The sequence below is a fragment of the Methylobacterium durans genome (genome assembly GCF_003173715.1).
GTDB lineage: Bacteria > Pseudomonadota > Alphaproteobacteria > Rhizobiales > Beijerinckiaceae > Methylobacterium > Methylobacterium durans.
Genome location: NZ_CP029550.1, coordinates 4,891,147 through 4,916,304, shown reverse-complemented (window position 1 = coordinate 4,916,304; position 25,158 = coordinate 4,891,147). Strand labels below are relative to the sequence as shown.

The following is a 25,158-nucleotide window of genomic DNA, read 5'->3' as shown; positions in this document are numbered from 1 at the left end:
TGCGCGCCTCCGAAGTGCGCCCGTCCCGGCCGTGGGGCCTTGCGCTGGATCAACGCGCGGCCGTGGTACCGGGGGAGAATGGCGCGAAGAAGCTGCAGGGAGCTCCCCATGCCACGCCCGTCCTCACTTCCTCTTGCGGGCATTCGCGACATCTTGGTCGGCATCACGGAGGAGGGCCGCGGCGACGAGGCCGCGGCCTCCCTCGGCTACGGCTTGACGCTGGCGCGTGACGCGGGCGCCCACCTCACTGTGCAGTCCGCGGCGCCCAGGCTCATGACCACCGCGATGCCACTCTGCGGGTTCGCCGACGAGCTCGTCGTTGCCGAGAATTGCCGCTTGGCGTCCCTTGCGCGGCACGCGGCGGAGAGGGTCGCGAGAGACGCGGCCGGGGTAGGCGTCATCTGCACAACCGAGGCGCCGAGCCTCATGCACCACGAGCTCGTCGCCCGGCTCTCGGCCCGGGCCCGCCTGCACGACCTGACAATCCTCGACGCCGAGCCGTTCGCGGTGATGCCAGACCGCGAACTGATGGAGGGGGGGCTCTTCCGGAGCGGGCGACCTGTCATCGTGGTGCCACCGGGCTGGGACACCTTTCGCGCGCACCGGATTATCGTCGCCTGGGACGGCGGCACGCAGGCGGCGCGCGCCGCGAACGACGCCATGCCCTTCCTGCGCGCGGCGGAGGCGGACGTGCTCGTGTGCGTCGGCGACACCGAGAGGTTGCTGTCGTCCGTTCCTGGCGCGGAGTTCGCCCCGCATCTGGCGTGCCACGGCGTCGAGATCACGGTCGATGACCGCCCGGTCGAAGTCGACATAGCTGAGACCCTGCGCCGGTCGGCCGAGCAGTTCAGGGCCGACATGGTCGTGATTGGTGCCTACCGGCACTCGCGCATGCGCGAATGGTTCCTCGGAGGCGTGACGCAGGCGTTGCTCGCGCGGAGTGGTGTGCCATTGTTCCTGGCGCATTGATGAAATGCCCGCAGCCAAGTCGGAGGTACCATGGCGTTGTGCCGCCGCTGGCACCGGCACCTCATCTGACCTGCGCAGAATGTCCGCTTCCCGCAGCTTGAGCTCCGAAGCGAACGGGCCGATCTCGGCCGATTGTGTTGAAAAACTCCGCGGCGCGATCAAAGTCCTCTATAGCTAGTATTTGTCGCTCGATACGAACCCAGGTGTTGTAGGTTGATGTCCTCGAAAGGGGGGCAAACGGAGTTTTTCAACACAATCGGCCAGGAGCAGCCATTCGGGATTGCGCCCATTGTGGACGAAAAGGGCTGTTCTGCCGAAACTGAAAAGCGGACACGCCGACCCAGCAGATGGGCGATCCGAACGCTGCCGACTGAGTGGTTGAGCTCGCGCGGCGAAATTGCTGCTCCCCTTTCGACATCCGACTCGGGCTGACGACCGTCGTTGCTGTCGTCAGGATGCGCCGCGAGGAGGCTGCCGCCTGATTGGCAAGCTCGCTGGTCAAGCTGTAACGATCCCCGCGAGGAGGCCGTCGTATGACTTGGGACGACGTCGTGGTGCTCGGTCGGAACTTGCCGGACGTGGAGGTCGCGTGAACCGCTCCGGGATTTTCGGAGGCTCCAACTCTTGAGAGACTGGAGCCATGACGAAGCATACTCCACCCTTCTCCCCTGAGGTTCGCGAGCGGGCAGTCCGGCTGGTTCGGGAGCATGAGAGCGAGCACGGTTCACAGTGGGCGGCGATCCAATCGATCGCGGCCAAGATCGGCTGCTCGGGTGAGACGCTGCGGAACTGGGTCAGACAGGCCGAACGCGACGGCGGCGTACGAGCCGGGCCGACCACGGACGAGCGCGAGAGGATCAAGGCGCTGGAGCAGGAGAACCGCGAGCTTCGGCAAGCCAACGAGATCCTGAGGAAGGCGTCGGCGTATTTTGCTCAGGCGGAGCTCGACCGCCGGTCCCGGTCATGATCGCCTTCATCGACGATCATCGCGCCACCTACGGGGTCGAGCCGATCTGCAGGGTTCTGCCGATCGCCCCGTCGACGTACCACGCTCATGCCGCGCGGCGGGCCGATCGCGGCAGACTGCCGGCTCGAGCCAAGCGGGATGCCGTGCTCATGGCCGAGATCCGGCGCGTTCACGCGGCGAACTTCGGCGTCTACGGCGTGCGCAAGGTGTGGCGGCAACTCGCCCGCGAGGGGATCGCGGTGGCGCGCTGCACGGTGGCGCGGCTGATGCGGGCGATAGGACTGCAGGGCGTCGTCCGCGGACGCAGAGTTCGCACGACCATTCCCGATCCGGCTGCCTTCTGCCCGCTCGACCGGGTCAACAGACAGTTCAAGGCCGAATGCCCGAACAGGCTGTGGGTAGCGGATTTCACCTACATCGCCACCTGGGGCGGCTTCGTCTATGCGGCTTTCGTGATCGACGTCTTCGCCCGCCGGATCGTGGGCTGGCGTGTGTCGCGCTCAGCCCGGGCAGACTTCGTGCTCGATGCCCTGGAGCAGGCCCTTCATCAACGTCGGCCCTTCGCCAGCAGCGGGCTCGTCTGTCACTCAGATCGCGGATCGCAGTATGTGAGCATCCGCTACACCGAGCGCCTGGCCGAGGCCGGCATCGAACCGTCTGTCGGCAGTGTTGGCGATAGCTACGATAACGCCCTCGCTGAGACGGTGATCGGCCTGTTCAAGGCCGAAGTGATCCATCGGCGTGGGCCGTGGCGATCCTTCGAGGCGGTCGAGTACGCCACGCTCGAGTGGGTCGATTGGTTCAATCACCGTCGGCTGCTTGAACCGATCGGCAACGTGCCTCCCGCCGAGGCGGAAGCGCGCTACTATGCAGAGGTCGAGGTTCAAGCCTTGGCCGCCTGATCCAAACCAAACAGCCTCCGGGAAACCCGGTGCGGTTCAGCGACCTCCTATGGCACTCCTCCCCTGAAGGTCAGAGGCAAGCTTCTGACGCGTCTGCGCCAAGAAGACTCTGAGCTTGCTAAGGCGATCGGCCCTGGACGCCCTGGCGCGATGGCTGGCTCTGAGAGCGCTCCGCATCGCCGCAAGGCCGCCTGAAGCGTCTCAGCGCGTCACGGCGCCGAGCCAGGACGACACCGGATCGACGACGTAGCCAAGGACAGAGACAGCCCACGCCTTCGCTCGCGCCGTAAGGGTTCGGCCCTCGCGCCGATCCCACTTCTCCTCGGCTGCCTGCTCCACGAGGATCGCAGCCACATAGGCGTCCTCGTGCTCCTTGCACGCGTCGAGGGCGCTGAGCTGTGAGGCCGCTTTGCTTTGGCTGGAGCGCTCGCGATCGTATACATCGCGGACGCAGCCGTGCCAGCGCTCTTCAAGGCTGCTCAGGCCAGCAGCTGCCTTCTCTTCCGCCGCTGAAGGCGACCAAGCCACGAGCAAGACGAGAAGGGAGAGCATTAGCCGCATGCCCGCCTTATCGCCCCAACGGCCAAGCTTGGCTAGAACGAAAGGGCAACACCTTCATGGTTCGGAAATCAGACTGCGATAGATCGCGAGAGGTCGACCTCACCCACTCTGTCCCGTCGCCCCGATGACACAACTCGATGGCGTCGCCGCCACACCGGCGGCAACGGAGAAGCGGATCGGTGGCGAGCGTCACGAGACGATGCGGCTGGCGACCATCATCCTGGAGGATGGCGAGCAGATCCCGTGTATGATCAGGGACATGTCGGTGTCTGGCGCGAAGCTCGGTGTGGCGAGACGCTATCAATTGCCTGAGACGTTCATGCTCACGATCGCCGGCCGCAATCTCACCTGCCGCGTTCAACGTGCATGGCGTCGTGGCGACTTCGTTGGTGTGTCGCTGCTGGCTGCGGCGGAAGCGCTGAACGAACAGCAGGGCGCGTGAGGCTTGGGCCTCGATCACCTGCACAGAGAACATAAGAGGGCGCCTTGCTCAGATTTTTCGGCCGATGGTTCGCGCTCTCTGTCGTTTCCGGCCTGCTGCTCGGCAAGTTCATGAAGGCGGGCAAGGGCCCATCGATGCGGGACGACGACACGAGATAGTGCTCCCCCTCACCGCGGGGCCTGAGCTGGTTCACCGCTGTGTGTGCCGGCTCACAGTCCTGTGCGCCCGTCAGCAGTTACATGGCCGCCTGCCACTACGGAGGCACCCATGGCCGCTCGCGAACAGCTTCTCGCCGCTCTCCGCGTCATCCTCACCGAGGGCCAAGACCCTCGCGCGGTCATCGCCCATGCCATTGAGGACGTGGAGCGCGAGACGGCCAAGCGTCAGGCCCCCCAAGAGGCGCCGGGCCCTTACGCGCCGAACGCCTGGTCCATGTATGCAGGTCGGGTGCAATGACAGCGTCAGTGGACTGCCTCAGCCAAAACTTTTGAAGTCGCAGCGGCGAGGATCTTGCTCGGCTGCAGTTTTCAAGAATAAGCTCTCCGCCCGCTGAATGACCAGCAGCAAAGCCAAGTTCACGCTGGTGGAGGAAGCGTCATGGTCAAGATCGGTGATCTTCATCGCCTGGACGGCATCAGAACGCCGAGCGGAACACACGCTGGCGCTGCCAAACTCATCGCTATCAGCTCTGGCCTTGCGCTCCTGATTGCCTCGACCTCGCTGGTGGGATGAGGAGCGTGGCATCGTCAGTGCGCCGTGACCGCCAGCAACTTGTTCAGCAGCAACTAGGATCTCGCTAGCGCCAAGCCGGTTGTCCCTCGCCGCAACAAGAAGACGGTGATCGGGATAGAAATGAAGCCGCGGGATCTCGAGGCGCGCATCGTCGCCATCGAGCGCGCCCTCCAAGTGATCGTGAACGGCCTCTCGGACCGGGAAGCGCTTGACCGAGGCAAGCTCGTGTACCTGCTCGTGACCGCGGCAGACGAGCCCAATGTAGGCCGTTCGAACGGGGGCATCCCGAAGGCTCTGCGGCGCTTGGCGGATAGCCTCTGAGCGAAGCTCATTACTGCCCTGCATCCCTGTGCACGGCCATCGGCCGCCACGCTTGGTCATCCGCTGCGGATAGTCGTGCGCTAGACGCTTGGCCTTCTTGCGAGCGGCATCGCCGATGAGGCCCCAGGCGTGCGCTGCCTTCGCGAATGGCCTGAAGGCGTCAACCGGAGCGGCGGGAGCGCTCGACCGCACCGCTGCGATCGCTGACGCCTTGGTTAGGCAGGCCGCGAGTTCCTGCTTCAGGGCTGCGCGCTCAGCTGGCGTCATCGGCGTGCCTCCGACGGAGAGCCAGCGGCCGGGAGTCGCGTCCCGGAACTCTCAACCCGCCGACTTCCTTGGCCCGGATATCCCTTCGGATGCCATGGAGATCGACGATGGCGCGAATCCCTCTGCTCGCCCTTGCGGTCAGTGCCCTCCTCTCGATCGGCCCCGCCTGGGCCGAGGGCAAGCCGCTGCCGCCTCCCGCCAGCAACGCCATGCCGCCGGTCGAGCTGACGATCAACATGGACAACGGCAAGCCGGTTTGTGCTCCGGCCGAGGTGTTGCTCCCGGCCGACACTAACGTGGAGCTCCACGTTGTCAGTCAGGCAAACGCGCCGATCACGATCACCATGGGCGAGCAGTTCGAGAACGGCCGCGTGCTGCACGCCGACGGCGATCTCGTCCACGTGATGAGCGAGAAGGGCTACTTGGTGAAGCAGAACGGCAAGGGAACGCTGCGCCTGCGAACGATGAAGGCGGGTAGCCAAGAGTACGCCTGCACGAGCACCAAGAACCAGGATGCGCCCTTCAAGGGCAAATTGACCCTGACGCCGCCAGCTGGCTAATCGCGCGCCGTCGCTTCGATCGCGATTGCGGACGAAGCGAACGCGGGCACTGGGAGTGTCCGCTCCGTCCGCGGGGATGTTTGATCAATCCGCATCGTCCCTCGCGAGCCTGAATGCGTACCAACTCAGTCTGGTCTGGATGTGCTAGGCACGACCTTCGCCCGCGCCCATCATCGAACTGTCAGGAGGCCGCTCCATGCGCCTTGATCTCGACCTTCGTGGTTCCTGGCTGGTCGATCCCCGAGATCTTGCGGCCCGACTGGGCATCTCGGTGGCCTACCTCAAGCGCCAGATGTCCCTCGGGCATGTCACCAGCCGCTTGGATCCAGGCCGAGATGAAGACGAGGGCCGCTCACGCATCACGATCAGGGTGGTTACGGCGGCGTGGGAAGGCATCTTCGATCGCGAGGGTGTCCTGATCAGCGAGCGCCGCCTCTAAATCAGCCCGCGACTGTCAAAGCTTCCCTGTCGGCGCTCGAGTTCACCGGCGCTATGCGCCTGCCTCCTGAAGCCGGTCGAGCCTCCCCCAAATGGACGATGGACCGTGCGTGGCGCACTGCAACAATGGTCCGGGTCGATTCGAGCGAGGGGCGCGATGACACCTTCACCCGGAGTTATAGAGGCTGCAGCCTTCACGGTGGGTTGCGCGCTGATCCACGCACTGCGCGAGCATGCGGACCGTGTGACGCGTGCATTGTTCGCCACGCTCGTGGCGGTGACGCTCGTCTTCGTCACGATCGACAGCCTGACCTTCGACCACACCGATGCAAGCGGGTACGATTTGCTGGGCGCGCTCCGGCAGGGGCCGTGAAATGAGACGCTCGGTGTTTGATTCCGCAATGTGGTGGTACGGCCGATCCCCGTGCGGCGGCTCACCTGGCTCCATCGCAGGGCCGAAGGAGATGGAGGCTCGTGCCCATACCGGCGGAGCGCAGAAGCGTCACGCCCAGGAAAAGAGGAACGACATCAACGCTCCCACGCACGCTGATCAGCGGTTACGGCTGGGAAGTCGTGACCACATCAATGTGTGCGCCCTCACCGTTCAGCTTCGTGCCAAAGTGACCACATGACTCTTCCAGCGACGAAGAGACACAGAGCAGACGGATCGAAGTCTTTTAGATCGTCGGGCTTTCTTTCTCGGCTACTCCGTCAGCCGTTGGTGCCGCCAGCGTCAACTCCGATAGCAGCTCCATCATCATCGTGCTCAGCGCAGGTCGCCGCCTTGCCGTCGCACGGGCAGAGTATTGCCGTGGCGCGCGTTGGCTGAGGCTCACATCGGGCATCGAGGATCGTCGCCATGCCAACCTACGCCATCGCAGACCTGCATGGCCGCTTCGACCTCTTCACGATGGCGATCGCTACTATCACGGAACGCGGCGGCGGCACGGTCGTGTTCACGGGTGACTATATCGATCGCGGTCCGGAGAGCCGGCAGATCATCGACGCGCTCATGCAAGGCCCGCCAGCGGGCCAGGAATGGATCGCCCTCAAGGGCAACCACGAAGACATGATGGTGAGCGTCTGCCGAGGACGGGCCTCGGTCCAATGGTGGATGGAGAACGGGGGCGCCCAGACCCTGCTCTCCTACGGCCATCCCATGGCCGGGAACGTCGAGGTGTCGATCGTTCCCCAAATGCATCTCGACTGGCTTGACTGCCTCCCGATCGTTCTTCGGGATGGTCGCCGCCTCTTCGTCCATGCCGGCGTTGACCCCCTGGTCGCCCTGGACCTGCAGAGCGAGCAGAAGTGCCTCTGGATGCTCTACCCGGACGGGTTCGTGGGAGGCCACGGTGACCTTCACGTGGTCCATGGCCATCATCAGTTCGCCGAAGGGCCCAAGCTCTATGCCGGCCGGACCAACCTCGACACCTTCGCTTGGTACACCGGCCGGCTCGTGGTCGGCGTGTTCGATGACGATATGCCGGGCGGGCCGGTCGAGCTGATCGAGATTATCGGCGAGCCGCACGAGCTGGCTCTCCGCGAGGACTCTGAGGCCTGAGCATTCCCATCACTGCGCTGGAGCTGTGCACCCAGGGCGACGCCGGTTCTGCTGACCACCGAGGACGATTGGCGCACCTGGCTCTAAGCACCGATCAAAGGGCTCTGCAGCTGCAAAGGCCGCTGCCGGATGAGATGATTCTGGCCTGCGCTGCGCACTCTGAGTTGACCGAGGGAAGGCTTGGCCAACCACGCAACAAACTACGCAATACCGAGGAAAGGCAAAGCTTCTACGCCCTGGCTCAGAGACGGCCACCAACGGCCGCACGAGGGGTAGGACAATGCTCGATATCGTTCTTCGCTTGATTATCTCCGGCGTTCTCATGGTCGGCACGGCGCATCTGCCGGCACTGACCTCGGCGTATGCCGTGCCTCAGGTCGCCAAACACTCGAGCATGTCCAAGTCGACGCGTGCGTGCCCGCCGCAGTGGGCCGCGGTCATCCGGACCTGCGCAGCTTGAGGCGAGCGACGATGCTGACCCTGCTCACCCTCCTGGTGGCCGGGAACTTCGCGCTGGCAGCGCTCTTCTCAATCGCGGCTGCAGACAGCGACTGACGCAGCACGCTCGCTCTCAGGTCGGAGGTGCCGGCACAAGCCTCACCTGTGCCGGCCCCGCGCCCTACTCTGCGAGAGCAGGCTCGGCAGCCTTGCGCCGGGTGCGCGGCTTGGCGGGAGCCGCAGCCTTCTTGCGGGTGCCGCGGCCCTTCGGCGCCTCAACGGCAGGTGCCGGCGCGCTCACCGTCTCGGCCGACGTAGAGGCCTTCGTCGCCGCCTTTTTGCGTTGTTGCCCGAGACCGAGGCTCTTGGCGAGCGAGGAGCGCGCCTCCGAGTAGGAGGCCGACACCATCGGATAGTCGTGCGGCAGGCCCCACTTCTCCCGGTAGCTCTCGGGTGTTAGGCCGCGGATCGAGAGATGGCGGCGCAAGGTCTTGTAGGGCTTGTCATCCTCGAAGCTGATCAGCGCGTCCTGCGTGATCGACTTCTTGATTTGCGCCGGGCTGAGCTTGACCTGCGGCTCGCTGATCTCCGGGGTGTGGGTCAGACCTGACACGGCGGCATGCACGCTCGCGATCAGCCTCGGAAGGTCGGCCACGGATGCGTGATTGTTGGACAGGTAGGCGGAGACGATGTCGACCGTCAGATCGATGTGGTTATTGTTTGCTTCTTCAACGGTGTCGGACACAATGAGGCCCTCTCTGCTTCTCGCCCATACCTGCGCGTCTGCTGCGTATCGGCAATTGCAATCCGACAAGATGGCGAGCTTTCCCACAGATAAGTTGATCTTTCTACTCTGCTTAACGTCAGCGTAACCGCAGGGGGGCGTTCTCTGTGGTCTGACCAAAGGCCTCCGGTTCTGATCATCATCGAGCTGCCGCTCGCTCTCGCCGCTTGCTTCGGTACGGGCGCTCGTTCCTTCTATATGCAGACCTTCCGCTTGGCGCCCAAGCCGGTCGTTCCTGAAAGCCTCATCGCTTTCCGATAGTGTCCGTCGTCAGATGATTTGAGACGATCTGGGACGCTCAGGAACGGAGGCTCTGGTCCACCTGGGTTGAGAGGTTAGGCAGCCCGCGCGTGGTGGCGCAAGCGGCGGTCGATGAGGGTCTGACGCTTGATCTGCGCCCGCTCGCGCAGGATGCCCTCGCCGCGGCCGAGATAGACGTCAGCGGGGGTGAGATTGCCCAGGCTCTCGTGAGCTCGGACGTGGTTGTAGTGCTCCACGAAGGCGGCAACCCGGGCCTCCAACTCGCCCGGCAGGTAGGCGTGTTCGAGCAGGATGCGGTTCTTGAGCGTCTGGTGCCAGCGCTCGATCTTGCCCTGCGTCTGGGGATGGCGCGGCGCACCGCGGATGTGGGTCATGCCTCGGCTGCCAAGCCATGTCGCCAAGTCACCCGCGACGTAGCTCGATCCGTTGTCGGTCAGCAGCCGCGGGCGATGCGCCACCGGCACCTGATCGAGCCCGGCCGCGGTCAGCGCCAGATCGAGCGTGGCGGTGACGTCGCTGGCCTGCATCGTGGCGCAGAGCTTCCAGGCCACGATGAAGCGCGAGAAGTCGTCCAGCACCGTCGACAGGTAGTACCAGCCCCAGCCGACAACCTTCAGGTAGGTGAAGTCGGTCTGCCAGAGCTGGTTGGGCGCCGTGGTCTTGTCGCGGAACGCGTCGGCGGCCTTGACGACGATGTAAGCGGGGCTGGTGATCAGGTCCTGGGCCTTGAGCAGGCGGTAGACGCTGGCTTCCGAGACGAAGTAGCGCCGCTCGTCGGTGAAGCGCACCGCCAGTTCGCGTGGGCTGAGTTCCGGCTCCTCCAGCGCGAGGGCGACGATCTGCTCGCGGATCTCTGTCGGTAGACGGTTCCAGACCCGGCTGGGCCGGGATGGTCGGTCAGCCAATGCCTCGGGACCGCCTCTCAGGTAGGCGTCGTACCAGCGGTAGAACGTCGATCGGGTGATGCCGAGCTTCTCCAGGGTGCGGCGCACCGGCAGGTGGGATTGCTCAACCAGCCGGATGATCTCCAGCTTCTCAGGGGCTGGGTACCTCATGCCTCGTCGTCCCCAGCCCCGCTCATGCTTTTTTTGAGCAGGCGGTTCTCCAGGAGGAGATCGGCCACAACCTCCTTCAGCGCGCCCGCCTCGCGGCGCAGCTCCTTGACTTCGTCTGCTGTCGCCGCCCGCGCCGTGTCGCCCGCCAGCCGCTTCTTACCGGCTTCCAGGAACTCCTTGGACCAGCCGTAGTACATCGAGCTGGCGATGCCCTCGCGCCGACACAGCTCGGCGATACTGTCCTCGCCGCGCAGGCCCTCCAGCACGATGCGGATCTTCTCCTCGGCCGAGAACTGCCGGCGGGTGGCCCGGCGGATGTCTTTGATCACCGCGTCTGCCGGCTTGCGTGCCAGTCCGGATGTCTGCTTCATCGTCGTGCCTCAGGACTACGATGAACCAGCCATCCTCCGTTCGTGAAGGGCCTCGATGTGTCTCAGGAGCGCTGACGGCGGACAATTGCGGGCCAGGTTATGGCCAAGCTCGGCGCGGTGCCGCAGCAGGTGGCCGGCGGCGACATCTACCCCGCCCTCGAGCGCGGCACCATTGATGCCGCAGAGTGGATCGGCCCCTACGACGACGAGAAGCTCGGTTTCAATAAGGTCGCGCCGTTCTACTATTATCCCGGCTGGTGGGAGGGCGGACTGACTCTGCACTTCTACATCAACAAGGCGAAATGGGAGGGTCTGCCAAAGAACTACCAAGCGGTGGTACAGGCCGCTGCCATGGCCGCCAACGTCGATATGCTGGCCAAGTACGACGCCCGAAATCCGGCGGCTCTGCGCCGCCTCGTCGGCGCGGGCGCGCAGCTGCGGCCCTACCCGAACGAGATCATGGAGGCCGCCCTCAAGGCGACCAACGAGGTCTACGCGGAGATCTCTGCCAAGAACCCGGATTTCAAGAAGGGCATCGACGCGTTGCGCGCCTTCCGCGGCGAGGAATATCTGTGGTTTCAGGTGGCGGAATATACGTACGACAGCTTCATGATTCGCAACCGCACGAAGAACTAAACCATACAGCGGCCCCACTGTGTCTTGTATGGCGGGGCCGTTTTCATAAATATTACCATGATTACAGAGAATCCATGGCCAATTGTTGCTGTAATGATGGCGCTGTGGTTAATTCTTGCCTAATGACGGACTTGCTGAACACGAAAAACCTCTAAAATGCTGTGAGAATAAATAATCGATGAGGACAACTTATTATCGAATTAGTGTTTCACCTTTGCCGCCCGAGCTTACTCTGAAGTCCGCCTCTCCGACAGTATGAGCCATACCCATCGCATTTCTCTTCTCTCGCAAGTTGTTGTACTCGAAGAGGCCATCCGAGGGGACGACGCATTGAATTTGAAGTGCCATATGCCACTCCCATAGCAATCGCGGGGTCGTGGAGGTAACCAAGACCGATGTCGAAGAGAGAAGCACAGCACAACGCTATTCCGGCCACTATCATTTCAGCCATGCAGATCAACACGCTACGGCGAGAAGAAGAGCGGAGGCGGGCGTGCTCCTCCGAAGCAGGGCAAGGGCCTGCGAGTCGTTACTCCCCACATGCTGCGCGCCGTGTGCGTGATGTTCTGACCGACGAATTTCAGACCGCTCGGCAAATCGCGCGAGCTGCCAAGCTACCAACACGTTCCCGCGCTGAGATCGCCGTGCGAATTTGCGAGTCGCTAGCACGGCATGGGCTTGCACAGCGGGGTGGAACGAAGGTGCTGCCGAGATGGCGGAAGAGCAAGGTGCCATGCGAGTCGTGAGACTGTGGTGGCCTCGCAGGGATTTGATTCGAGCTAGATGAGCAACTGCCTTACCGGCCAAGCGCCTTGCCGTGACGTTCCGTCTCTACCGAAAGGCATTGGGGACCGTGATCAGTGTCCGAACGGTAGCGATCAGTGCGACAAGTTGAGGCTGACTTGGCGCGATGAGACGATCGCAGCAGGTCTTCAGCAAGGTGCCGAGATACCTGGCCATCAAGGCGCCTCTAAGAATTGTGCGCGCAGACCTGGCCGGGAGCGGCATTGGTCCGAGTGGGATGTCCTCTTAGTCCAGTGCTCGCCTTAAGCCGCCGTTCCGCTCTCGGCCATATTCTTCATCGGAGATGCTCCTCTCGTTCTTCCCGCTCTGCCGGCACAGGCCGGTAGGGAGAACGATGATGGGACATTCTGAACACGATCCAGCCTTCAGCGAGCGTCGGTCGTGGAACGCTGGGCGTAAGCTCGGTGCCAAGCGGGCCCTCAAACCGCAGCAAGTCTGGGCCATTCGCATCTGGCTTGACCGCGAGCGGCGCGTGCGCGACCGCGCGCTGTTCGATCTCGCCATCGACAGCAAGCTGCGCGGTTGTGACCTCGTCAGGCTGAAGATCGGAGATCTCGTGAGCGGCGGATGTGTCCGCGCCCGCGCCATCGTCGTGCAGCGCAAGACTCGGCACCCGGTGCAGTTCGAACTCCTCGAACCAACCCGCGTCAGCATCTGCGCGTGGCTGGAGTGCCGCGGCGGTACACTCGTCGACTATGCGTTCCCGAGCCGGCCGGATCATACAGCGCATATCAGCACTCGGCAGTACGCGCGGCTGGTGGACGAGTGGGTTTCCGGAATTGGCTTACCGCGAGAGGACTACGGGACGCATTCGCTGCGTCGGACGAAGGCGTCACTGATCTACAAGCGGACTGGCAACCTACGGGCGGTGCAGATTCTGCTGGGTCACACGAAGATTGAGAGCACAGTACGCTATCTTGGCGTCGACGTTGAGGATGCCCTCGTCCTCGCTGAGGGCACTGAGATCTGATGGTCTGGGCTCGTCGACAGCGTCATCGGCGAGCCCATCATGCTGGGCTGGACTGCGCCCAATCCGGCCATCCGAGCCGGAAATGATCTTACCCAAAAGCGGACATGCTCGCGCTGAGCTACAAAGCCTCAAGCGCTGGACATCGCCCGGACATCTTAGGGCTTTGCCTCCTGTCCTTTCACCAGCGGGCAGCCGCCCTCGGCGACCGGGCGAAACGCTTCTTTTCCAGGTATGGTGGACAGCAACTTGTAGAGGTCCCACTCGCCTTTGGACTCAGATGGCTGCTTGACCTCGAACAGGTACATGTCGTGGATCTTGCGTCCGTCCTGTCGGATCTCGCCCTTGCCGAAGAGCGGATCATCGGCTGGTATCTCCTTCATCTTGGCGACTGTCGCTACTCCATCGGACGCCGATTTCAGAGCTTCCACCGCCTTTAAGTAGTGCATCACGCCCACATACACGGCGGCTTGGTTCGAGGTCGGCTTCTTGCCGCCAAACTGGTGGGCGAAGCGATCCGAGAAGGCCCGCGTGGCTGCGTTGAGGTCCCAGTAGAACGGCTCGGTCAGGACGAGGCCCTGCGCCGCCTTCGTTCCCAATGTGTGCACGTCTGACGAGTAGATGAGGAGCGCCGCGAGCGCCTGCCCCTTGGAACTAATGCCCTGCTCACCCGCCTGCTTGACCGCATTGATGGTGTCGGCTCCAGAGTTCGCCAGTCCGATCACCTTGGCGCCGGAGTCCCGAGCTTGTTGTAGGTAGGAGGAAAAATCAGCGGTAGGGAATGGCGCCTTGATCGAGCCGATCACCTTGCCGCCGTTCTTCTCCACGACTGCGGCGGTATCCCGCTGGAGTGTCTGGCCGAAGACGTAATCAGCGGCGATGAAGAACCACGTGTCACCGCCTCGCTTGACCATCGTACTGCCGGTGCCGTTGGCGAGCGCCACCGTATCGTAGGCCCAGTGGACGGTGTTGGGGCTGCATTTCGGGCCTGTCAGATCGGCAGTCCCGGCTCCCGTGATAATCAAGGCCTTATTCTTCTCCTTCGCGACGTCACTGACCGCCAGAGCCACGGAGGAGGACGGCACGTCGAAGATGGCTTCAACACCGTCCCGCTCGAACCACTGGCGGGCGAGCGCCACGCCGATCTCGGGCTTGTTCTGGTGGTCGCCAGAGACGACCTCCACCTTGAGGCCGCGCTCGGATGGTTTGAAGTCTTCGACTGCCATCCGCGCAGCGACGACTGAGCCCTGACCGCCGATGGCAGAATAAGCGCCAGATTGATCGCCTAATATGCCGAGCTTGACTCGTGTTTGCGCTGTCGCAGCGTTGGATATGAAGATGCCGAGCACGATTGCAGAAAAAAGCCGCTGCCACATGGCGTCCTCGCGCATCTATTTTGGGACAGCCTGCTCCGCCTTTCCTACGCTGTCTAGACCATCATGTTGGAACCGGCCGACAGCGTACACATCTCATCGCGTGCTGCTTGCGGCCATCTCTGGATGGCTACTTCTCGCCCATTGCCGCAATTTAGCCGATCCGGATGGCGTCTCAAAGGCGGTTATTCGCCGACTGGGCATTATGAAGCAGTTCGGCCCAACCTCCTCATAATGGCAGTTTACGCAACTCTGGGGAGCGGACGTCAGTCAAACGTCTGAGTTAGCGTGAGGCGTCGCTCTATTTTGATCGCTTCGAGAAATGGCTCATCATGGCTGACGACGAGAAGGGCACCGTCGTATGCGGCGAGCCCCGCCTCGACCGCCTCAATCGAGTCGATGTCGAGATAATTTGTCGGCTCGTCGAGGATGAGCAGGGGTGGCGGAGTCTGGCCGCCCAGCACACAGGCGAGACCGGCGCGGAGGATCTGTCCACCGCTCAAACTATGCACGTGCTGCAGCGCAGCATTCGCTCGGAACTGGAACCGGGCGAGCGCTGCTCGGCAGCCATTCTCGCCCTCGGTTGGATTGAGCCGCCTGAAGTTGTCCACGATCGTCGTGCTCGGATCAAGCAGACTGACCCGCTGATCCAGCATGGCAAAAGGAACATGCACGGCGACCTCACCCGACCAAGCTTTCAATGCACCTGTGAGAAGGCGCAGAAGCGTCGATTTTCCCGATCCATTCGACCCGACGAGTGCCACGCGCTCTGGCCCAAAGATCTCTAGAGACGTATCGCGGAGGACAGGCGTATCTGGAGCATAACCCGCGGTTACCTGCGCCAGGGTGAGGACCCGCCGATTGGCTGATAGGCCCGTTGGCGCGAGCGCTACCCGCAGCTTCCGCAGCGTCTCGACCTGTTTGCGCGCGGCGGCGGCGCTGGCGTCGGCCTCGGTCAGTCGCCGATCGGCGAGGCGGGCTTGGACGCCACCGGTCGCCTCGCTGCGGTTTTTCCGCGCGCCGAGCAGGATGCGGGGCGCGTCGCCCCTGGCGGCAGCGCGCGCGCCGACGCTATCCTTGCGAGCCTTTCGCTCGGCAGCGACCTGTGCGGCACGGGCGGCGGCGGCGAGCTGCTTCTCGGCATCAGCCAGATCGTGCTCGGCGGCTGCGAGCTTCAGATCCTTCTGCGCCCGGTACGCGCTCCAGCCGCCGCCGTAGCGGCTTACGCCCGATGTCGTGAGCTCCACGATCGTGTCCATACTCTCAAGGAGTGCCCGATCATGGCTGACGACGAGCGCTCCGCCGTGCCAATCGGCGAGAAACGCAACGACCGCGTTCCAGCCCTCCCGATCGAGATTATTCGTGGGCTCATCGAGCAACAGGAAGTCTGGCCGAGCGAAAACCAAGGCAGCAAGTGCGGCGCGGGTGCGCTGCCCGCCTGACAGGCTGGCGAGCGGCGTGTCGGGTGCAATCGCTAGCGCAAGGCGGGTGAGCGCGGCCTCAAGCCGCGCTTCGAGCGTCCAATCGGCGTGGGCCAGATCATCCGCGCCGGCCTCTCCCCGCTCGGCGCAACGCAGCAGCACGAGATCGTCCCGGACGCCGAACAGATCGGCGATGCACTCGGACGCGTCCACATGGACGATCTGGCGCATGACGCCCAACCGACCACGCAACGAGACCGACCCGGAGCTTGGCCGGAGTTCGCCCGCGATCAAGCGGAGGAGTGTCGATTTGCCCGCACCGTTGCGTCCGATCAGTCCAGCTCGCTCGGAGCCGAGGGCGAGGTCGATGTCGGAGAAGAGCGGGCGGCCATCTGGCGTCGACCAGCACAGGCGCGAAAGCGTGATGAACGCGGACATGGATCTGTTCCCGAAACAGGCTTGAATGGAAAGCAGGTTCGGGCGGTGATCACATGGTTAGGAAGTACTCCGGTGGGGCGCCCTCTGGTAGACCGATAGCTATCAAGGCGCAAGGCAGCCAGTCACATCGGAGCGCTGCCGAAGGATGAGATCAAACGCTCAGGTCAACATGAATCTCGACCGAATATTTGAGTTAAAATTTGGACGCAGGCCGTAGCAAATTTAATCTGGGCGGACATTGACGGACTTTGTGTTTCAATTGAGATTCGCTCAACGGAACGGTTCGCGATCTGATATGCCTCGTCCCGCACACGTCGTCCGGCATTCTGGAACGGAGGACCCGCTGACGTTTCAGAACCCGGTGAAACGGCGCTCGCAAGGACGTGAACGTGATCAGGTATATTGCAAGCCAAACTTGAACGGTTACCTAGCCCAGCGGGCCGCCCGTATGCCGCCGTTCCGCCTTGGGCGAGCAACAGTCATTTGGATCGGTAGGCGCTGATAACATGCAACAGACGTTTGGAGGGATATCCTCGAGCCACACACAGGGTCAGCGAACTCGACATCGAGGTTGCCCTGCCTGCCACTCGACTGTCGAGACAACGTTTAAATCGCTCATCAGCAGTAATAACTAGCACGACAGAGTCCCGCGCGGTCTAATCAGTACTCGTCGGCTCGCATAACGGTGAGCACACGTATTGTGACGCCTGGATCGGTGGGGTCTGGTGAATAGCTGCGCATCGTGCGGTCGTAGGCGTCGATCTTCCAAAACCAACGCTCGCCTGCGGCCTCGACAGCCCCGAAATCGCGCTCGCCCCGAGGATCGTTGCCGGCGTGGAAGCGCTCGAAGCGGCGCACCGCCCGGATCAGGGCCATGCGATCTGGTTCGGAGAGGGCAAGCACAGCCGCTGTCTCGACCACGATGCCGCCGATGAAGCTGCGCCGGAAAGCATCGTTGAACGTGCGGATCGTCACCGAACGCGCCGGCTCGACTCGCCGCTTGGCGGCCGTGTCGAAGAAGACGACGTTGCTCATACCTCGCCCCTCTCCGCTGCGGAGTTGGGCTTGAGCAGGATTGACTCGCCGCTCGCTGATCGGGCGCTACGCAGCCGTTCGGTCCGCCAATCCGCGGGTGAGCCTGATTGGCCAACTGACTTCGCCAGTCCCCGCGGCAAATTCCTGGGACCCGCAAGCTTCGTCTGGATCAAGCACGCACAGATCGCCACAGATCGGCTCGTGAGTTTCGTTCCCAGCTACGCTGGCAGGGGTGAGATCGAGCAGCGGGCGTGTCGCGCAAACTGGAGATTGAGCGCAGCACACCCAGCCGCATGTCTGCCTGGACCGACAAGCGCCCGGCGCGTGGTCGATCCTCTTCAGTGCGCGTCGAAGGCTGAAGTCCCCAGTGGCTCTGCTTTGATCGTGAGAGCGTAGGTGTCAATGTGAGCAGCCGGCTGTGCTTCGCTCACTGGCGGCTTTGTGAGCATCGTCATCGTGAAAGCGGCGGCCGCTAGAGCGAATGCCGCTGCGAATATGGATGTCTTTCGCATGGATGCCTCCATCGGCAGGCTGGCACATCGAACACGGCAATGCGGCAGCCGGTCGTATTCAGGAGACCTGCGGGAGCCCTCGTTTATTCACGGGCCGACAACTTTTTAGCCACGAGGGCGATCGGAGCTGCCGTCGGCGTGACGGTTCTCAGCGCCACAGGGTGGCGAACTCACCGAGTTCCTTGGGGTTTAGGTCGGACACGGCCCAGAACGCCATGCCGTTCCCCTGCCAACGCACGTAGTTGTAGCCATCGCGCGCGCCGGCTCCGCTGGCGTAATCCTCCTCGCCTGCGGGCCAGATGAAGAGGTCGATCACGTGCTGGCGGCGCTTGTAGACGAGGGCCGCCGCCGGGTTGCCCGGCAAGTAATCGAGACGTCCGCCCACGAGTGGAAAGCCGTCACCTGCGAGATCCTTGACGGGTGGAGCGAAGGGCAGACGTCCCCCGAACCACGGCTTGACCGTGTGCTGTTCGCTCGAGACCACGTCCGTCAGGTGATTGGGCTGGAGCGCCCGGATGTGCGCAGCCACGATCCAATCCGGCATCGTGTCGCCTCGGGGCAGGACGGCAAACACCGCCAAGCTTGCGGCAAGCGCTAGGCCCGTGGCGCCCAAGGTTGGGCGCCAATGCCTCGCCGCGAGGCCGTAATGGGCAGAACTACCTGCAATCTTCGCTCGGACCGCAGCCCGCAACGGTGCGGGCGCAGGGTGACGCGGCATCGCCCGCACCCGTGATGACAAGTCGAGAAGGCGCGTCTGCATGCGCGTGCAGGCTGGGCAGGCGTCCAGGTGTGCGGCGACCCGCGCGGCCTCGGCCGGTTCCAGTTCGCCGTCGACGTCGGCCTGGATCAGGAGATGCATGACCTCGCAAGGCTCAGGACTCATGATCGTCCTCCTGGACGGCCGAACCAAACAGCATCTGCCGGGCACGCCACAAGCGGGACATCACCGTACCGACCGGCACACCCGTGACCTGCGCGATCTCCTTGTAGGAGAGCTCCTCCAGTTCCTTGAGCACGAGGCACTCGCGCAGCTCCGGCGGCAGCGCAGCGAGGACCTTCGCTAGGCGCTCCGCGTCCTGCACGCTGGAGAGCGCGGCCTCTGGGCTCGCTCCCGGGTCGGGGATGCTCAGGACCACTTCGTCTGCACCGTCCCGCGTGTCCAAGTGCCGGAGCACCCGCTGACGGTCTGCGAGCGCTGAATGGGCAGTGTTGCGCACGATGCGCATGAGCCAAGCGCGCGCGTCGCCCCCGCGGAACGAAGCGAAGTAGGTCAGGCCTCGGACCACTGCGTCCTGCACAACATCGTCCGCCAGGTGCGTGTCGCGCACAATCCAACGCGCGAGGTTGTAGGCCGCGTCGAGATTGGGGAGCACGACCTGTTCGAAGCTCGCTCGGCTGTCCTCCGGGGACGCCGCAGACTCCGGAGGTCGACGCCATCTCACGCCTGCACCTCAGCCGAAAACCAGATGAAGCAAGCTGACGACACGCACAGCGAAACCTCCGACGCTCCGAGGTCGGTGTCTTCCTGAGTGCCTGAGCATACCGAGCGGAGCCGCCAAGCCAAGCACCTGGTTGAAGCCGCAGCAGAGCTGACAAGGCTCCTGTTGTCGTCTCTTGCCACATCTCGGCCCGTCTCTCTCGCCGGGCGCTCGGAACGGATCGTCAACCTGCGCGCTCGGGTCCACTTGAGGCAAAGACCAAGTGCGAGAAGCATTTATTCACGGCGTGCTTAGGGAGGCTCGACGCAGGGCGATCGCCTGAACCAAGCCCGCCTGCCAGAAGGCGCCAATGAAATGAGGCCAACTAATCGACGAGACACAGGACCGCGCGATGCCTTCTGGTATGTCATCTGACTGGTAGTTCCGGATGCCGAACGGCGTGATCGACCTCTTTGAGCACATCCAGCGCCAGCCAGGGCTTGGCCATGAAGACGCCCTCATCCGACAAGTCGTCGATCTGAGCGTCGGCATGACCTGAGGTTACAACGCGACGAATGTTCGGCCACAGGCCATTTACAGCCTTCGCGAGTTCGATGCCGTCCATCGATCCGGCTAGTTGCACGTCCGTGAAGAGCATCGCGATGTCCTCGGCGCGATCCTTGAGCAACTGAACGGCTGCCTCGCCGCTCTCGCATGTGACCACATCAAGAACCGTCTCCTCCAGGAGAGCCACGGCCAAGTTGCGAACCTCGGGATCGTCCTCGACGATCAAGACGAGCCTTGTGGGTTTGGGCACCTCCTGCTCTCGCAGAAGATGCACAAGCTCCTGCAGGCGCGACGGCAGGTCCCCGCCAGGAAGCTCGCATCTGTCAGCAAGGCCATGAGCGACGCCATGGGTAACGGCTGCGATGGGGCCGGCACGAGAGGGCAGCAGAGAGCTGGCGTGGCGCATTGAACCTCCGTCCCGGAGGTGAGAGCCCCTCACGCTCCGGCCTCGAGCTTAACCCATGTTGTGTTTGCTGTAGAAAATGGCGTGAAAGGAGAAGGGTTTCAGCTTGGCCTTAGCAAAATTTACCATCGGCGCCGTATTGCGAGCAAATCGGTTGCGCGGCATTTAAATCTTTGCGTGTGCGAATGTGCCGGATCTACCGAAATTCACCGAGTTGCATCTTGGGGCGGAAGCTAAAGCGATTGCCATAGCAGACACCGGTCACACCCAAGCCGATCCCATCGAGCAAGGCGCATGGGCTCGCGCTCATGCCGGCCGAAAACGCCTGTCCGTAGCCGCGGACAGTGAGGAGTGCGCGCCCTGAGCGGAGGGCTATGATGGCGCACCCCACGATAGAGCATCAGATCTGCCGCCGGCCGCCGGCTGAGCCATAGCGCCTTTGTTCAGCCCGCTCGGTTAGCCGCGGCGGGTTTTCTTCTGCACCCCACTCCCGAAATCGCGCCTGCCGAGTTCAGCGTCAGTACGCTGGCTCCAGGCTGGTCCCAAGCCGCGTTTGACATAGGTTAGCAAGTCGGCGGTTCGGCTCAGCGCGGGCCGGGGGCCACGAGAGCCATGTGCTTCCGCTTGCGAGAGGGGGGCGTGTCGTGACTCCTGGGCACAACGCGATCCTGCTGTTGCGCAGGCTCGAGAGCATCGCCAGCCTTGCGGATGAGGAGCGGCGCGCGCTCGAGAACCTCCCGATCTCCGCCAAGGTCATCCCGCCACATCAGGACATCGTTCGTGGCAAGGAGCGCACCTCCCACTGCTGCCTCGTGCTGGAGGGCTGGGCCTACCGCTACAAGATGCTCCATGAAGGCCGCCGCCAGATCCTGTCGCTGCACATCCCGGGCGACGCTCCGGATCTGCACAGCCTCTACCTGGACGAGATGGATCACGCCCTCGGCGCCCTCTCACGAGTGACGGTGGGCTTCATCCCGCATGAGGCAATCCACAACCTGATCCGACGTTTCCCGAACCTTGTTGCGGCTCTCTGGCGAGAAACGCTGATCGACGCAGCGATCTTCTGTGAGCGGATAACAAGCCTTGGGCAGCGCGACGCCAGCAAGCGGCTCGCTCACCTCTTCTGCGAGCTGTACCTGCGCCTTCGGGCCGTTGGGCTCGCTGATGGTCACTCCTACGCGCTTCCGGTCACGCAACTGGATCTGTCCGATGCCCTCGGTATGACGAATGTGCACGTGAACCGCGTGCTGCAAGAACTTCGCCGTCGCGAGTTGATCACGCTGCGCGGTGGCCGCCTGACGATCAACCATTGGCCTGAACTGGTGGAGGTGGCCGAGTTCGATGCTGGCTACCTTCATCTCAGACCTCGCGCTGATCTGTAGGCGCGTTCGTGCGCCTCGCACTTCACTTTTGCGAAGGCTGCTGGCGGCAAGGGACCAGAAGGTGCCCCGGTCGGCCTCGACACCCGACATGGCCCCGTCAGCCCCGGTTCACCCCCCCCAATCGACGCTGACGGGGCCAATCCCCAGACACGCTTCTCCGCCCCGCAGCTCCTGGCGCGCGGGGCTTTTTGCGTCTGGCGCTTGGCATGCCATCATACCAGCGAGAGCGCTCCCAAGGTCGCTTTCACCTGAGCCCGCCCGGCATCCTTACCCTCGCCGTGGCGGGCTCAGTCGTGCTTTGATCAGCCCATCTTATTCAGCTGAGCGGGATCCTCTTTCGCGAATTAAGCTTCGTATCGATCACCGGCGTGCAGCATCTCGCAGCGCTCGCAGGGCCTGCTCCACCGCCTCAGCGAACGGGACCTTCATCAAGCACCGTCCGGCAGCGTCCGTGATCTCGAACCAGCAGCGCTCCGGCAAAATCTTCCGAACGTCGGCCTCGCTCATGATCTCCATGATGCACTGGCAAATGGCGAGGTAAGCCGCTTCGAAACTGGGAAACTCCAGCCCCGTCCGATCGACCTCGATCCCAGCAGGCGTGTGCATATGGCCGAAGAAGCGTGGCATCGCAGCACTCTCCCTGTCCTCGCTCGGCGTTCCGGGATGACGAGGTAAACAACTTACTAGATCGTCATGCTTGTGGGAAAAGTCATTTTCTTCCTGAAGTTGCATTGCTTGGGCGAGCAGATTTTGCAGGTGTGTAACTTGCGCAATGAGCGAGGGTCTGTACATGGCCGACACCGAAGAGGCACCAAATAACAACCACATTGACCTTACCGTCGACGTCGTCTCCGCATACCTGTCGAACAACCATGTCGCTGCTTCGGATCTGGCCTCGCTGATCTCAAGCGTGCATGCCGCAGTGATCGGCTTGGGCCAAAGTGCGCCTGCGAGCGAGCCGGAGATCAAGCTGACACCGGCTCAGATCAGGAAATCGATCATGCCCGATGCGCTGATCAGCTTCATCGACGGCAAGCCCTATAAGACGCTTCGGCGTCATCTGACGACGCAGGGGCTTACCCCTGAGAGCTACCGGGAGAAGTGGGGCCTTCCGCGCGATTACCCCATGGTGTCGGCATCCTACTCAAAGCAGCGCTCCTCCCTCGCCAAAGCTCTCGGGCTCGGCCAGCAACGCAACAGAGCCGCGTCGAAGGCATCCGCCAGGGCTGAGAAGGTCAGTGTACCGGCTCCCGCTGTGGCGGCGCCGAAGAGCCGCGGCTCTCGGATGAAGGCGGCAGACGCGCCCGCAAAGCCACGGAACCGCCGCAAGGCTGCCGAGACAGCTCCGGGGGCGTAAGACGCGCGCCGGCGCAGGAGAAGTCTGCGCCTGCGTCCCCACACTTACAACGAGCGAGTGATGCGTTGGGAAGTTACGCCGGTCGACACGGGCCCTGATCCGCAGACCGGCGAGTTGGTCTACCTCGTCTCTGTGCACTCAGACCGATTCGCAGAATGGCTCTCGCTGACCGTCATGATTGAGGACGCGGGTGGAGACGCTGAGAACGAGGCGGCTGCGCTAGCCAGAGCAGCCAATTTCGCTCGGAAGTTCGCGGCTGAGACGAAACGCTCAGGGCGCCAAACGCGGCCGGTAACGTCATCCTAGTGCGCGGCACAGCCTATGCACCTCGTTCCAACGACTGGTAGCCCGCCCAGCGCCCTTTCGCCGTGGCGGGCTTTTCCTTTCCGTGCCCTCCGAGATCAGTCCGACGTCTGCCACCTGATCGCTCAACCCTCTGCGGCAGACTGCGTCGTCCGCGACCGGTGCGCATGCTGATGGAGTTGGATGGAAGGCCGCATCTCCATCCAGCACGGCCTTGCCGGCGCCCCTCAGGGATTCTCCGCTGGCAGGGCCATTTCGCCGGCAATCACATACTCAGGCCGGCCCCGCAGGCTCACGGCTCGCGGCACTCTTCGTGCAGTTGTCTCGCGCTGCCGCTGTCTCGCGCTGCCGCTTCGGCCTGCATAGCCGACTTGCCTCAGCACCTCGCCACCTAGTACTACTGTGTCACAAACGGAGAATAGCAGCAGGGACATCGCTGAAGCGATTGCAACAGGGCGCGCGTCAGTCCCAGGCGCAAGGTCGTAATGGAGTCAGGCACGTGACGCTCGGGCCGGATCGGGGGCGCCGCGGGGTCTGTAATCGGCGGGTAGGACAGGTGTTTGGAGCCTGACGAACTCGGATGCCGAGGGGGGAATCCGGCCCCGCTCAGAGACCAGAAACCCGTAAGCAGCGATGCACAAGCTGGCGTGATGATGGAAGCCGCGCCAGCCCCGGCCCTCGTAGTGACCCAATCCGATCTCCTGCTTCAGCTCTTGATAGTCCCGCTCAATGCGCCAGCGCAGTTTGGTCTGGCTGACGAGCTCGGTCAGGGGCGTCTCGGGTGGCAGGCTCGAGAGCCAGTACTTGGTGGGCGCGGCCTCGCCCTGCGGCCACTCGATCAGGACCCATTCCTCGGGACGGGGCTCGTGTCGCAGCTCATCGCGATGAGCCGGACGCACCCGCTCTGCCGCAAAGCGCGACACCAACAGCCCGTTCGTGCCGGCACGCCATGTGACACACTGCCAAGCTTCCTCTGGCAGAGACCGGGCCAGCTTCTCAGCCGAGAGCGGCTTGTGATCGGGGCTGCGCCGCACCCGGGTCGGCGGCCGGCCGCGCCCGCTCCAGGGTTTGGGTGGCAGCGGTGTCGTTCCGGGTGACCACAGGCTGGTCGAAGACTGAATGCCGAGACTGTAGGGCAAGCCCAACTCCGTCAGGGCCGTGCGGAAGGCTGTGTCGATCCCGTATCCGGCATCCGCCAGCACGAGACCGGGCGGCAGCTTGTCGGCGTGAGCGGCACGGATCTGATCCAGCGCGATCTGCGGCTTGGTCTGGAAGCGGATCGCCGCGGGCACGCCAGCCTTCCTGCGCCGCTCGGGATCCAGGGCCCAGGCTTCCGGCAGGTAGAGGCGATAGGCGACCGGCAGGCTGGCCTGGGCATTAGCCAGCGAGAGCGTCACGGCCACTTGGCAATTGTCCTGCTTGCCGACCTGTCCGCAATACTGCCGCCCCACCCCGACCGAGTGTCGGCCCTTCTTGGGGAAGCTCGTGTCATCGACGATCCAGGCTTGGATTGGGCCTTGGCTCTCGATCATCGGCAGAACAGCGGCACGGACCCGGGCCAGCAAAGCAGTGTCTGACCATTCGCCCTTGGCCACAAAGTGGTGCAGGGACTGATGGGTGGCCTGAACACGCGCTGGCGCGATCCGCGCTGCCATGGGCTCGATGCTCTTGCGCGCGCCCGGCAGGAGGAGACCGGTGCAGTAAGCCTTCAGCGGCGCCACCCGATCCGCATGGCCAAGGGCGTCCGAGAGCGTGTCGACATAGGCCGCAAAGCGCGGCGGGTCGGCCAGCGGGGTGTTCCAGGGATCCATGTCGCGCTCCCGCACGAGGTCGGATCACCACTCATACACCGCAATCTTGTGACACAGTAGTACTAGGAGCCCGTCCGAGTAACGGTGTTTGAGGCCTGGGTA

The 25,158-nt window shown here is 63.5% G+C and carries 24 protein-coding genes, 1 pseudogene and 1 other annotated feature; of the genes and pseudogenes, 13 read left to right on the top strand and 12 right to left on the bottom strand.

Annotated features, from left to right (window positions below):
- Window positions 1-108 precede the first annotated feature (108 nt).
- Together DK389_RS22550 and DK389_RS22545 are read left to right on the top strand one after the other, a co-directional pair.
- Complete coding sequence (locus tag DK389_RS22550; protein WP_109892950.1) at window positions 109-969, top strand: universal stress protein; 861 nt, start codon at window positions 109-111, stop codon at window positions 967-969.
- 640 nt (window positions 970-1,609) lie between these two features.
- Window positions 1,610-2,838, top strand: a protein-coding gene (locus tag DK389_RS22545) for an IS3 family transposase (RefSeq protein ID WP_109888298.1) whose coding sequence is annotated in 2 segments (ribosomal slippage) — window positions 1,610-1,898 and window positions 1,898-2,838 — 1,230 coding nt in all. Because the reading frame shifts where the segments join, the coding sequence is not laid out codon by codon here.
- Window positions 1,891-2,007: a sequence feature (AL1L pseudoknot), on the top strand. It overlaps the preceding gene by 117 nt.
- Window positions 2,839-3,039: 201 nt before the next feature.
- Here DK389_RS22545 and DK389_RS22540 read toward each other — a convergent pair.
- Window positions 3,040-3,390, bottom strand: coding sequence for a hypothetical protein (locus DK389_RS22540; protein WP_162560784.1), 351 nt, complete (start codon window positions 3,388-3,390; stop codon window positions 3,040-3,042).
- Window positions 3,391-3,523: 133 nt separating this feature from the next.
- On the opposite strand from DK389_RS22540, the gene DK389_RS22535 reads away from it, so the two are divergent.
- Both DK389_RS22535 and DK389_RS22530 read left to right on the top strand, forming a co-directional pair.
- Window positions 3,524-3,841, top strand: a complete 318-nt coding sequence (locus tag DK389_RS22535) for a PilZ domain-containing protein (RefSeq protein ID WP_109892946.1) — start codon at window positions 3,524-3,526, stop codon at window positions 3,839-3,841.
- 267 nt (window positions 3,842-4,108) lie between these two features.
- A complete protein-coding gene (locus DK389_RS22530; protein ID WP_109892944.1) occupies window positions 4,109-4,297 on the top strand; it encodes a hypothetical protein in 189 nt (62 codons plus the stop codon).
- Window positions 4,298-4,315: 18 nt separating this feature from the next.
- Here the strand turns inward: DK389_RS22530 and DK389_RS32740 are convergent, their stop codons facing one another.
- Window positions 4,316-5,161, bottom strand: a complete 846-nt coding sequence (locus DK389_RS32740) for a hypothetical protein (RefSeq protein WP_162560783.1) — start codon at window positions 5,159-5,161, stop codon at window positions 4,316-4,318.
- A gap of 107 nt (window positions 5,162-5,268) precedes the next feature.
- On the opposite strand from DK389_RS32740, the gene DK389_RS22520 reads away from it, so the two are divergent.
- The 5 genes from DK389_RS22520 (at window position 5,269) to DK389_RS22500 (ending at window position 8,180) form a co-directional block, all read left to right on the top strand.
- Entirely contained in the window at window positions 5,269-5,721 is a 453-nt protein-coding gene (locus DK389_RS22520; RefSeq protein ID WP_109892940.1) for an anaerobic typically selenocysteine-containing protein, read from the top strand.
- A gap of 196 nt (window positions 5,722-5,917) precedes the next feature.
- Window positions 5,918-6,160 (top strand): DUF6522 family protein, encoded by a 243-nt coding sequence (locus tag DK389_RS22515; protein ID WP_109892938.1) that lies wholly within the window; start codon window positions 5,918-5,920, stop codon window positions 6,158-6,160.
- Window positions 6,161-6,316: 156 nt separating this feature from the next.
- Complete coding sequence (locus tag DK389_RS22510) at window positions 6,317-6,532, top strand: hypothetical protein (RefSeq protein WP_109892936.1); 216 nt, start codon at window positions 6,317-6,319, stop codon at window positions 6,530-6,532.
- Window positions 6,533-7,018: 486 nt separating this feature from the next.
- Complete coding sequence (locus DK389_RS22505) at window positions 7,019-7,720, top strand: metallophosphoesterase (RefSeq protein WP_109892934.1); 702 nt, start codon at window positions 7,019-7,021, stop codon at window positions 7,718-7,720.
- 280 nt (window positions 7,721-8,000) lie between these two features.
- Window positions 8,001-8,180, top strand: a complete 180-nt coding sequence (locus DK389_RS22500; protein WP_109892932.1) for a hypothetical protein — start codon at window positions 8,001-8,003, stop codon at window positions 8,178-8,180.
- Window positions 8,181-8,339: 159 nt separating this feature from the next.
- On the opposite strand, the gene DK389_RS22495 is transcribed toward DK389_RS22500, so the two are convergent.
- Together DK389_RS22495 and DK389_RS22490 are read right to left on the bottom strand one after the other, a co-directional pair.
- On the bottom strand, window positions 8,340-8,903 hold the full coding sequence (locus tag DK389_RS22495; RefSeq protein ID WP_109892930.1) for a Ros/MucR family transcriptional regulator: 564 nt from the start codon (window positions 8,901-8,903) through the stop codon (window positions 8,340-8,342).
- Between the two features lie 374 nt (window positions 8,904-9,277).
- Window positions 9,278-10,629 (bottom strand): IS3 family transposase gene (locus tag DK389_RS22490; RefSeq protein WP_109889188.1). Its coding sequence is split into 2 segments (ribosomal slippage): window positions 9,278-10,291 and window positions 10,294-10,629, totalling 1,350 coding nucleotides; the frame shifts between segments, so codons are not numbered across the junction.
- 84 nt (window positions 10,630-10,713) lie between these two features.
- On the opposite strand from DK389_RS22490, the pseudogene DK389_RS22485 reads away from it, so the two are divergent.
- Both DK389_RS22485 and DK389_RS22480 read left to right on the top strand, forming a co-directional pair.
- Window positions 10,714-11,265 (top strand): annotated as a pseudogene (locus DK389_RS22485) (TRAP transporter substrate-binding protein); the annotation flags it as partial.
- Window positions 11,266-12,406: 1,141 nt separating this feature from the next.
- Entirely contained in the window at window positions 12,407-13,039 is a 633-nt protein-coding gene (locus DK389_RS22480; protein WP_109896738.1) for a tyrosine-type recombinase/integrase, read from the top strand.
- 155 nt (window positions 13,040-13,194) lie between these two features.
- Here the strand turns inward: DK389_RS22480 and DK389_RS22475 are convergent, their stop codons facing one another.
- The 6 genes from DK389_RS22475 to DK389_RS22445 form a co-directional block, all read right to left on the bottom strand.
- Window positions 13,195-14,412 carry an ABC transporter substrate-binding protein gene (locus DK389_RS22475; RefSeq protein ID WP_109896736.1) on the bottom strand — a complete coding sequence of 406 codons (1,218 nt, stop codon included), beginning with the start codon at window positions 14,410-14,412 and terminating at the stop codon, window positions 13,195-13,197.
- A gap of 263 nt (window positions 14,413-14,675) precedes the next feature.
- A complete protein-coding gene (locus DK389_RS22470) occupies window positions 14,676-16,268 on the bottom strand; it encodes an ABC-F family ATP-binding cassette domain-containing protein (RefSeq protein ID WP_109892928.1) in 1,593 nt (530 codons plus the stop codon).
- Window positions 16,269-16,928: 660 nt separating this feature from the next.
- Window positions 16,929-17,303 carry a DUF3768 domain-containing protein gene (locus tag DK389_RS22465; RefSeq protein ID WP_109887400.1) on the bottom strand — a complete coding sequence of 125 codons (375 nt, stop codon included), beginning with the start codon at window positions 17,301-17,303 and terminating at the stop codon, window positions 16,929-16,931.
- Window positions 17,304-17,963: 660 nt separating this feature from the next.
- Entirely contained in the window at window positions 17,964-18,698 is a 735-nt protein-coding gene (locus DK389_RS22455) for an anti-sigma factor family protein (protein ID WP_109887402.1), read from the bottom strand.
- The gene (locus tag DK389_RS22450; protein ID WP_109887403.1) at window positions 18,688-19,257 is read right to left on the bottom strand and encodes a sigma-70 family RNA polymerase sigma factor; all 570 of its coding nucleotides are present in this window, start codon (window positions 19,255-19,257) and stop codon (window positions 18,688-18,690) included. The genes DK389_RS22455 and DK389_RS22450 overlap by 11 nt, the downstream gene beginning before the upstream one ends.
- Window positions 19,258-19,660: 403 nt before the next feature.
- Window positions 19,661-20,206 carry a response regulator gene (locus DK389_RS22445; protein ID WP_109892926.1) on the bottom strand — a complete coding sequence of 182 codons (546 nt, stop codon included), beginning with the start codon at window positions 20,204-20,206 and terminating at the stop codon, window positions 19,661-19,663.
- Between the two features lie 671 nt (window positions 20,207-20,877).
- Between DK389_RS22445 and DK389_RS22440 the strand changes: the two genes are divergently transcribed.
- Window positions 20,878-21,585, top strand: a complete 708-nt coding sequence (locus DK389_RS22440; protein ID WP_236960264.1) for a Crp/Fnr family transcriptional regulator — start codon at window positions 20,878-20,880, stop codon at window positions 21,583-21,585.
- 360 nt (window positions 21,586-21,945) lie between these two features.
- Here the strand turns inward: DK389_RS22440 and DK389_RS22435 are convergent, their stop codons facing one another.
- Window positions 21,946-22,212 (bottom strand): DUF6894 family protein, encoded by a 267-nt coding sequence (locus tag DK389_RS22435; RefSeq protein WP_109892922.1) that lies wholly within the window; start codon window positions 22,210-22,212, stop codon window positions 21,946-21,948.
- 163 nt (window positions 22,213-22,375) lie between these two features.
- Here DK389_RS22435 and DK389_RS22430 point away from each other — a divergent pair, with 163 nt between their 5' ends.
- Window positions 22,376-22,942, top strand: coding sequence for a Ros/MucR family transcriptional regulator (locus DK389_RS22430; RefSeq protein ID WP_109896734.1), 567 nt, complete (start codon window positions 22,376-22,378; stop codon window positions 22,940-22,942).
- A 794-nt stretch (window positions 22,943-23,736) separates the two neighbouring features.
- Here the strand turns inward: DK389_RS22430 and DK389_RS22425 are convergent.
- Window positions 23,737-25,056 carry an IS701 family transposase gene (locus DK389_RS22425; RefSeq protein ID WP_109890411.1) on the bottom strand — a complete coding sequence of 440 codons (1,320 nt, stop codon included), beginning with the start codon at window positions 25,054-25,056 and terminating at the stop codon, window positions 23,737-23,739.
- Window positions 25,057-25,158 lie beyond the last annotated feature (102 nt).

What these genes read in the sequence shown, in the direction of transcription:
- DK389_RS22550 (WP_109892950.1), top strand. Translation starts at nt 109, where the DNA reads ATGCCACGCCCGTCCTCACTTCCTCTTGCGGGCATTCGCGACATCTTG.
- DK389_RS22540 (WP_162560784.1), bottom strand. Translation starts at nt 3,390, where the DNA reads ATGCTCTCCCTTCTCGTCTTGCTCGTGGCTTGGTCGCCTTCAGCGGCG.
- DK389_RS22535 (WP_109892946.1), top strand. Translation starts at nt 3,524, where the DNA reads ATGACACAACTCGATGGCGTCGCCGCCACACCGGCGGCAACGGAGAAG.
- DK389_RS22530 (WP_109892944.1), top strand. Translation starts at nt 4,109, where the DNA reads ATGGCCGCTCGCGAACAGCTTCTCGCCGCTCTCCGCGTCATCCTCACC.
- DK389_RS32740 (WP_162560783.1), bottom strand. Translation starts at nt 5,161, where the DNA reads ATGACGCCAGCTGAGCGCGCAGCCCTGAAGCAGGAACTCGCGGCCTGC.
- DK389_RS22520 (WP_109892940.1), top strand. Translation starts at nt 5,269, where the DNA reads ATGGCGCGAATCCCTCTGCTCGCCCTTGCGGTCAGTGCCCTCCTCTCG.
- DK389_RS22515 (WP_109892938.1), top strand. Translation starts at nt 5,918, where the DNA reads ATGCGCCTTGATCTCGACCTTCGTGGTTCCTGGCTGGTCGATCCCCGA.
- DK389_RS22510 (WP_109892936.1), top strand. Translation starts at nt 6,317, where the DNA reads ATGACACCTTCACCCGGAGTTATAGAGGCTGCAGCCTTCACGGTGGGT.
- DK389_RS22505 (WP_109892934.1), top strand. Translation starts at nt 7,019, where the DNA reads ATGCCAACCTACGCCATCGCAGACCTGCATGGCCGCTTCGACCTCTTC.
- DK389_RS22500 (WP_109892932.1), top strand. Translation starts at nt 8,001, where the DNA reads ATGCTCGATATCGTTCTTCGCTTGATTATCTCCGGCGTTCTCATGGTC.
- DK389_RS22480 (WP_109896738.1), top strand. Translation starts at nt 12,407, where the DNA reads ATGGGACATTCTGAACACGATCCAGCCTTCAGCGAGCGTCGGTCGTGG.
- DK389_RS22475 (WP_109896736.1), bottom strand. Translation starts at nt 14,412, where the DNA reads ATGTGGCAGCGGCTTTTTTCTGCAATCGTGCTCGGCATCTTCATATCC.
- DK389_RS22470 (WP_109892928.1), bottom strand. Translation starts at nt 16,268, where the DNA reads ATGTCCGCGTTCATCACGCTTTCGCGCCTGTGCTGGTCGACGCCAGAT.
- DK389_RS22465 (WP_109887400.1), bottom strand. Translation starts at nt 17,303, where the DNA reads ATGAGCAACGTCGTCTTCTTCGACACGGCCGCCAAGCGGCGAGTCGAG.
- DK389_RS22455 (WP_109887402.1), bottom strand. Translation starts at nt 18,698, where the DNA reads ATGAGTCCTGAGCCTTGCGAGGTCATGCATCTCCTGATCCAGGCCGAC.
- DK389_RS22445 (WP_109892926.1), bottom strand. Translation starts at nt 20,206, where the DNA reads ATGCGCCACGCCAGCTCTCTGCTGCCCTCTCGTGCCGGCCCCATCGCA.
- DK389_RS22435 (WP_109892922.1), bottom strand. Translation starts at nt 22,212, where the DNA reads ATGCCACGCTTCTTCGGCCATATGCACACGCCTGCTGGGATCGAGGTC.
- DK389_RS22430 (WP_109896734.1), top strand. Translation starts at nt 22,376, where the DNA reads ATGGCCGACACCGAAGAGGCACCAAATAACAACCACATTGACCTTACC.
- DK389_RS22425 (WP_109890411.1), bottom strand. Translation starts at nt 25,056, where the DNA reads ATGGATCCCTGGAACACCCCGCTGGCCGACCCGCCGCGCTTTGCGGCC.